Source organism: Candidatus Melainabacteria bacterium RIFOXYA2_FULL_32_9, assembly GCA_001784615.1.
Lineage (GTDB): Bacteria > Cyanobacteriota > Vampirovibrionia > Gastranaerophilales > UBA9579 > UBA9579.
On record MFRQ01000090.1, the window covers coordinates 2,903 to 10,792 of the forward strand.

At 32.5% G+C, this 7,890-nt stretch carries 6 protein-coding genes; 3 read left to right on the forward strand and 3 right to left on the reverse strand.

The features are described from left to right. The first annotated feature begins 84 nt into the window (after positions 1 to 84). Together A2255_01595 and A2255_01600 are read left to right on the forward strand one after the other, a co-directional pair. The gene (locus tag A2255_01595; GenBank protein OGI19758.1) at positions 85 to 636 is read left to right on the forward strand and encodes a hypothetical protein; all 552 of its coding nucleotides are present in this window, start codon (positions 85 to 87) and stop codon (positions 634 to 636) included. A gap of 46 nt (positions 637 to 682) precedes the next feature. Beyond that, positions 683 to 2,170: a hypothetical protein gene (locus A2255_01600; protein ID OGI19759.1), complete on the forward strand. Its 1,488-nt coding sequence runs from the start codon at positions 683 to 685 to the stop codon at positions 2,168 to 2,170. A 57-nt stretch (positions 2,171 to 2,227) separates the two neighbouring features. Here the strand turns inward: A2255_01600 and A2255_01605 are convergent, their stop codons facing one another. Next, positions 2,228 to 2,581, reverse strand: coding sequence for a hypothetical protein (locus A2255_01605; GenBank protein ID OGI19760.1), 354 nt, complete (start codon positions 2,579 to 2,581; stop codon positions 2,228 to 2,230). Positions 2,582 to 3,087: 506 nt separating this feature from the next. On the opposite strand from A2255_01605, the gene A2255_01610 reads away from it, so the two are divergent. Then, positions 3,088 to 3,795 (forward strand): hypothetical protein, encoded by a 708-nt coding sequence (locus A2255_01610; protein OGI19761.1) that lies wholly within the window; start codon positions 3,088 to 3,090, stop codon positions 3,793 to 3,795. 299 nt (positions 3,796 to 4,094) lie between these two features. Here the strand turns inward: A2255_01610 and A2255_01615 are convergent, their stop codons facing one another. Together A2255_01615 and A2255_01620 are read right to left on the reverse strand one after the other, a co-directional pair. Further along, positions 4,095 to 4,565, reverse strand: coding sequence for a hypothetical protein (locus tag A2255_01615; protein OGI19762.1), 471 nt, complete (start codon positions 4,563 to 4,565; stop codon positions 4,095 to 4,097). 10 nt (positions 4,566 to 4,575) lie between these two features. Then, entirely contained in the window at positions 4,576 to 7,458 is a 2,883-nt protein-coding gene (locus A2255_01620) for a DNA polymerase I (protein ID OGI19763.1), read from the reverse strand. Positions 7,459 to 7,890 lie beyond the last annotated feature (432 nt).

Here is a 7,890-nt window from a genome sequence, read left to right on the forward strand (position 1 = left end):
ATTATAAATAGCTTTATTGTGGCTATTTTTACAATAATATTAAATTTAGTATTATCAGCATTAGCTGCATACCCTCTTGCAAGAATGAATTTCAAGGGAAAAAACTTTATTTTCTATGCTATTCTTGCAACAATTATGATTCCTTTTCAGGTTATAATGATTCCAGTTTATTTAATGGTATTAAGACTTGGAATGGTGGATTCTGTCTCAAATATAGCTGGATTTGCAGGTTTAATACTTCCGTTTGCGGTTAATGCGTTTGGTATATTCCTTATGAGACAAGCATTCTTGGGTATTCCAAAAGAATTGGAAGAAGCGGCTGTTATTGATGGCTGTAATACTTTTGATATTTGGTGGAGAATTTTTATTCCTCTTACCAAACCTGCTCTTGCTACTCTTGCTATATTTACATTTGTAGGGGCTTGGAGCGAGTTTTTATGGCCGAGTATTGTACTTACAAAACAGGAAATGTATACTCTTCCTGTTGGATTAACACATCTTCAAGGAGTATTTAGTGCAAATTGGCGTTATATTGCAGCAGGTGCAATTATGTCTATTATTCCGATTTTAGCACTGTTCTTGGCGTTGCAGAGGTATTTTATAAGCGGTACCACTCAGGGTGCTGTTAAAGGATAATTAAAAGATATAATACGGCATATTAATTTAGAAGGAAAATTGATTAATGTTTGAAAGTTCCAGACAGGAATATTCGGTTAAATTTTGTTCCAGCGATGATCCCGAAGATTTAGAAAGTCTATTAAATAAAATGTCTGAAGAAGGCTGGGAATTATATACTCTTCATGAAACTGAGTCTAAAAAAGGCGGTTTGCAGTACAACTGTATTTTTTACAGAGAATATGCAGATGAAGAAGCTGAAGGGGATGGGATTGTTGATGTGGATAATTTCAAGACCCGAATGGAAAAAATGATGAATCCTTCTAACGAGCCTTATGAAGAGTGTAAGGAAATCCAAAGAAGAATTAATTATAAGCAAGAAGAGATTGTCAAAATAAAAAGTTTATTGGATTCAATTTCGAGCAATATAGATCGCAATAAGCTTAATGATGAAATGTCTGAGCATTTAAAAGAATTAAATGATTTAAAAAACCAGCTTTCAGACGCTATTGATCCGATTTATATGTTTGACAGGATCAATCAGGATAAATTAACAATTATAATAAGTGATGAATTATTAGATCTTGTAGATATTGCAAAGAATGGAGATTTAATCACTGAAACAATTAATTTACGTCAAAAATTGGTCGATAAATTGGGATATGTGGTTCCTGCAATTAAATTTACTGATTCTGAAACTCTGGAAGCAAATGCGTACCGAATTGATGTACGTGGAATAAAGGTTTTATCAGGATTTATTTATTCCGGTTATCGCAGATTTCAAGTTGGGCAGACAAATATTAGCAGAAAACCTAAAGATGCTATAGGCGATATTGATGTAATTAATGGGCAAAGTGTTTTTTGGATTGAAGAATCCAAAACCAAAAATTATTGGGAACAGGGACTAAGCCCTGCTCAGGTTATTGCGAATAATCTTGAATATATTGTATGCAGATATGTTGATGAAATACTCGATTATAGCGACATTAATAACTATATTGATATTGTAAGTAATCATAACCTGTACTTAATTGATAATTTAATTCCTGATTATTTGAGTGTTGGCGATCTGAGATATATTTTTGCAGGTTTAATCAGGGAAAAAATATCTGTTAAAGATCTAGTATTTATTTTTGAGAAAATAAATGATTTTGTTCAAGATACTGTAGAAAAAGAAATTTTACTGGAAAAAACAAGAGCTGCGCTTGGCAGACAAATTTGCAGTAATATTGCCGATTTAAATGGAAATATTTATGGTATTGAAATATCTGAAAATTTTGCAGAAACGTTGGAAGATTTGTTGGTTCAGGGAGAAGAGAAAGATTATTTTGATCCTAAAGATCCTAAAATCAGTAGATTGATTAAAAATATTATAAATATCGTGAAGGATGTCGAGTATGATATTTCTAATATGGCAATAATTGCGCCTGCATATATTCGATTACAGTTTTTCTATTTATTTGAGCAGTTTATTCCGGGATTATCTGTAATTTCTAGAAATGAAGTTGTAAGGGGATTTAATCTGGAAATATTTAAAAGCCTGGATAGTTTATAGTAAACGCTTATAGGGTACAGAATTCTGTACCCTGCTACTTTAGTCTTGTTAATAGTTCTAAAATTTCTTAAAGTCTTCTAATAGTCGCAAAATAACTTGTCTTTTTTCAGGAGAAATTAGAAGCTCACTTATTAATTCAACCTCTTGGTCATTAAGATTGTATCTTTCTTGCAATTTAATAGAAATATTATTCGAAGAAGCAACATCAAACATCTCTCCTTCTCCTGCAAGAAGCCAGTTTATGTTTATTTTATATTCTTTCAGTAAAGCTAATAAAAATTCACTTCCAGGCATTTTTTTATTAGCTTCTATTTCACTTATATATCCAGATGAAGTATTGAGCTTTTGAGCTAACTCTTGCTGAGTTAATTTTTTGAATAATCTAAATTCTTTTAGTCTATTTCCTAACATTTTATATTCTCTCTATTGCGATAAAATATATTGACATCTATCGCAATTGCGATATAATTAAATTAAATCTAATTTATATTATGTTTTCTTAAAAATACCATAAAAGCCATAATTTTTTATGGTTTAGATGGAATTTTATGATTTTGGTTAAAATTATGAAAAAACAAAAAATTAAAGAAGCTCAATTGTATAAACTATTAGACATCAAATTTGCCCTTGAGTCTGCAAATATGCATATTAAATATATTCTTGAAAACCTTGATGAACTGGAAGAGTTGAAAAATTTATATAAAAATCTCAAATAATTCAGCCTTTACATTTTCATCATCCTGAACTCTTCAGTGTTCATCAGATAGATTGCCACGCACCTTCGGTGCTCGCAATGACAGTGTATTTTAATATTTTCTAAGCAAGCATCTTGAAAAATTTTTATAAAAATAGGCAATTTTTGAATTTGATTTGTTTTTATATATGTAGAGGAAATACGGGAAAGTTTGGGGATGGATATGAACAGATTTTTAGATTTAACAACTCCTAATATGAATAGTTTTGCAAATTGGGGATTACCAAGAAATAATTTTTCTGCAAACTTTTCAGATAAGCTATTTGATATGAATTATGATTTTAGTAAGATCATGGGTAATTCAAAAAATTCATATGATTTCTCAGGTTTAGATTGGAATTCAATGAATTTTCCTTCTTCTACCATGCCATATATTCCTAAAATACCATATATGCCTAACATGCCTTGGTCATATAATCCTGCAAAGTCTGGCTTGTCAAATTTTTGGGGTGGACTTAAAAACACAGCCAATGTGATTTGGGATAAAGTAAAAGGTTCTTCATTTGGTAAGTCTATTGCTAAAGCTGCTCAATGGGTTGCAAATGCCATGAATACAAAAGGTTGGTGCTATACAGGTGTTAAAAGGGCTTTAAGCAAACATGGAGTTAATCTTAGTGGCGGCTCAGCATATCAGGCTGCACCTCAGTTAGCTAAAAATCCTAAATTTAAAGAGGTTTCAGTTCCTGCAAATAAGCTTAAAGATTTACCGGCTGGTGCAATAGTTGTTTGGAATAGAAGTGCAAGTCACGTTCACGGTCATATCTCTATTGCATCAGGCGATGGACGTGAATTTTCTGACAGAACGCGTAACCAAATAAGTAACTATGGAACTGACTACAGAGTATTTATTCCGGTTGATAAAGCAAAATAAAAATATAACAAAAATGACTCTTTAAAGAGTCATTTTTGTTTAAGTTAACTCAAGTTGCTGGCTATATAAATTTATTGCTTTTAGATTGCCACGCAGGAATAATTAATGCTTGTTATTGACGTTTCAAGGCTCGCAATGACAGAGTGTGTATTATTGGAAGGGTTGATGACTTAAAAAAAGTGACTTTGTTACTTTACGGTGATAGTGCGTATTATTGGAAAGATTGATGACTTAAGACAGTGCGAAGCACCTCGCAATGACAACAAGAATTATCTGAATAGCAACTTGGATTTAAGTTATTATTGATATTTAATTAGTTCAAGTCTTATTCCTTCAAATAATTTATTTGTAGTAGCAGTTGGAATATCGTAAACCCCATCTGCGGGAGTTATTCTAACTTGAGTCATATTACTTTGTGTTGATACTACTAATATATATAATCCTTTACCATCATTTAATTTTGCTTTTATCTCACCTTTAGAAGTATTATAAGATGTAACGGCTATTTTAGCATTTGATAATGCTGCAAGAGTACATATAAAAGTGTCTAAATATTGATAGCGGTATTGTTTTATGCAATCTAATAATGATATGTTTGCTGTATTGGACTTTTCATCATTTTTGCTGTTAGGTAATATTGTTTTTTGATTGGTTAAAGGAGAAATATTTGGTGCTTGATTTAAGTTTTCTGCCGCAAAAGATTGATTAAACTGAAAATTTACTATGATTAGTGATAATGCCAGATTGAGAATAATAAAATTCTTTTTCATAATCTTGTCCTTATGTTTCCATCCAGTTTGGACCGCTTGCCATATCTACTACTAAAGGAACACTTAATGGTTGTCCTAATTCCATACAGTCTCTTACAATATCGCCTACAATTATTAATTCCTTTTTGGGGACTTCAAGAACTAATTCATCGTGAACTTGTAAGATCAATTTAGATTCAAATGCTGATGTTTGCAATTCTTTATGTAATCCTAGCATAGCTATTTTAATTAAATCGGCAGAAGTTCCTTGAAGAGGTGCATTAATAGCTGCACGTTCCCCAAATTCTCTTATTGATCTATTTCTGCTGCTTAATTCATCTGCCAGGTATCTTTTTCTTCCAAACATGGTAGTTACATAGCCTTTACTATAAGCTTCAGCTATTGTGTTGTTCATATATTGCTTTATTTTTGGATAAGTCTGGAAATATTTATCGATGATTTTCTTTGCTTCACCAGGAGTGATGCCTAAGCTTTCAGCGAGGCCATAACTTGATTGTCCATATATTATGCCAAAATTAACGGCTTTAGCTTTTCTTCTCATGTCTTTTGTTACTTTGTCTAGGGGAACTCCAAAGACTTTACTTGCTGTATCAGCGTGAACATCTTTATTGTTGCAGAAAGCATCTATCAAAGCCGGGTCCTGAGTGAAATGTGCTAAGAGTCTAAGCTCGATTTGTGAATAATCTGCTGAAAATATTACGTAATTTTCTTTATCTCTAGGCACAAAAGCAGCTCTGATTTTATTTCCCAGTTCTGATTTAATCGGAATATTCTGCAAATTAGGATTACTACTAGAAAGTCTGCCGGTTGTTGTAATTGTTTGATTAAAACTTGTATGGACCCTTCCTGTTTTTGGATTTACCAGCTCAGGTAAGGCATCTATGTAAGTGGATTTTAGTTTTGTCAAATGTCTATATTCTAATAATAAACTAACTATAGGGTGTTCTGTGACCAATGATTCAAGAACTTTTGCACTGGTGCTATAACCTGTTTTGGTTTTTGTCTTACCCCTTTTAGAAAGATTCAGCTTTTCAAATAATATGTCGCCTACTTGTTTTGGAGAATTTATATTAAACTTTTCTCCTGCATAGTCATAAATTTTTGATTCTACGTTTTGACTATCTGCTTGAATATCATTAGACAATTTTTTTAGATATTCAGTATCAAGACTGACTCCGGATCTTTCCATATCAGCTAAAACAGGTACAAGAGGAATCTCAATATCATATAGAACTCTGTTTTGATCTTTCTCTATATTTTTTGAATAGAATTTTCCAAGTTCAACAGTAGCCCAGGCGTCATCACAGGCATATTTTGCAACTTCAGGAATCTGAATCTTGTCCATGGTAGTTGCAGATTTACCTTTTCCTATAAGTTCTTCTATAGATTTCATTTCGTGTTTTAAATAAGCGAGTGCCTGATGTTTTAAGTTGTGTTTATAAGTTGGATTTTTAATATAACTTGCAAGCATTGTATCGAATACAAAGCCGTTTAGATCTATATTGTAATTTTTTAGCAAATTTATTTCATATTTAGCATTTTGAAGAATTTTATACAGGTTTTTATCTTCGAGAATTGGCTTTAATTTATCTAACACATATTGAATATCAAGTTGTTTGCCTTCAATATGTCCTACAGGAATATAAGCAGCCTCTACAGGGCCTATTTCTGTATCATCAATATGTAATTTTTCATCACTGACTTTAACCTGCGGATCCCAGGCAAATGATAGTCCTACCAATTCAGCTGTAAGTGCGTTAACTCCTGTGGTTTCTGTATCAAAAGAAAATACCTGCATTTTTTGCAGAGTCAAAATAAGATTACTAAGAGCTTCTTCTGTATCGATAATATTTTCTTCTGTAGCAAGTATTACATTTACTTCTTTAACTGCCTCAGGAAGTCCAAGGGTTAATTGCAATTGTCCCTGGGCAGGTTTTTGTTCTTCCTTCTTTTTTTGTTTAGAAGGAGAAAGTAATTCTTCAGGAATTTGAGGGGTAATGCCATTATTGAAAGGAGTTAAAAGAGACGGGAGCTGTTTTAAGAAGCTGTTGAACTCGACTTCTCTTAAATAATCTGTTAATTCTTCAAGATTTGGCATGGTTAAATGTGCATGTTCAAAATCAAAATCTATAGGTACATCTCTTTTAATTGTAGCCAGGTATTTACTCATGATAGCCATATCTTTATCAGCTTCTAATTTTTCTTTCAAGCTTTTTGATGATATTTCTTCTAAATGAGCAAGGACATTCTCAACTGAGCCGAATTCTTCAATCAATTTAACAGCTGTTTTTTCTCCAATTCCCTTGACTCCAGGGATATTATCTGATGTATCACCTCTTAAACCTTTATAATCTGTAATTTGCTCTGGCCATACTCCGATTTTTTCATGAACTTTTTCTCGGTCATATTCTATAAGATCGCCTTTTGACGGTATTAAGACAGAAACATGATCAGCTTTATCCAGTAATTGAAAGGAATCCTGGTCCCCTGTAAGAATCATTGTTTTATGGCCTAATTCACTTGCTTTCTCTGAAATTGTGCCGATAACATCATCTGCTTCGTATCCTTTCATTTGATAAATAGGAATTCCAAGAGCATGTACTCCATCCATTAGCAGCTGCATTTGCCCTCTCATTGAATCTGGCATGGCTTGCCTATTGGCTTTATATTCTGAATATTCTTTTACTCTGAATGTATCTCTTCCACAGTCGAAGGATACAGCTATAGCATCAGGTTTAACTTTTTTCAGAAGGTCAAATAAAGCTTTAAAAAATCCATATACTGCCCAGGTAGGTTTATTATCAGAAGTTCTCATATGAGTTCTTTCTAAGGCAAAATATGACCTGTAAGCCAGGGCATGACCATCTATTAAAATAAGAGTCTTTGATTCCATAGCAAATTCCTTCTAATGAAATTATTTGATTATTCTATTATAACTCCATAAACAATAATCATAACTCAAGTTGCTACTTAAATAATTTTGGATGTCATTGCGAGGTGACACAGTCACTTTCTTTGGTCATCAATCATTCCGATAATACCGCTAATATTACAAGGGTACTTCGTACTGTATTTGTTTATCAATCCTTCCAATAATATACACTCTGTCATTGCGAGCCATGAATTTTTGCTTTATGAAATAATCATACTTGCGTGGCAATCTTAAAGCATAAATTATGTATTTTGCAATTTGAGTTAATCATAATATATTAATGGAATTATCGCTCTTCTAGACATATGCATTTTTTAATCGAAAGAATTCCCCGACTCTTGAGTCGGGAGCAGCGTAGCTGTGCAAGGCAAAGCTTTGCAGTATAATAAGCTG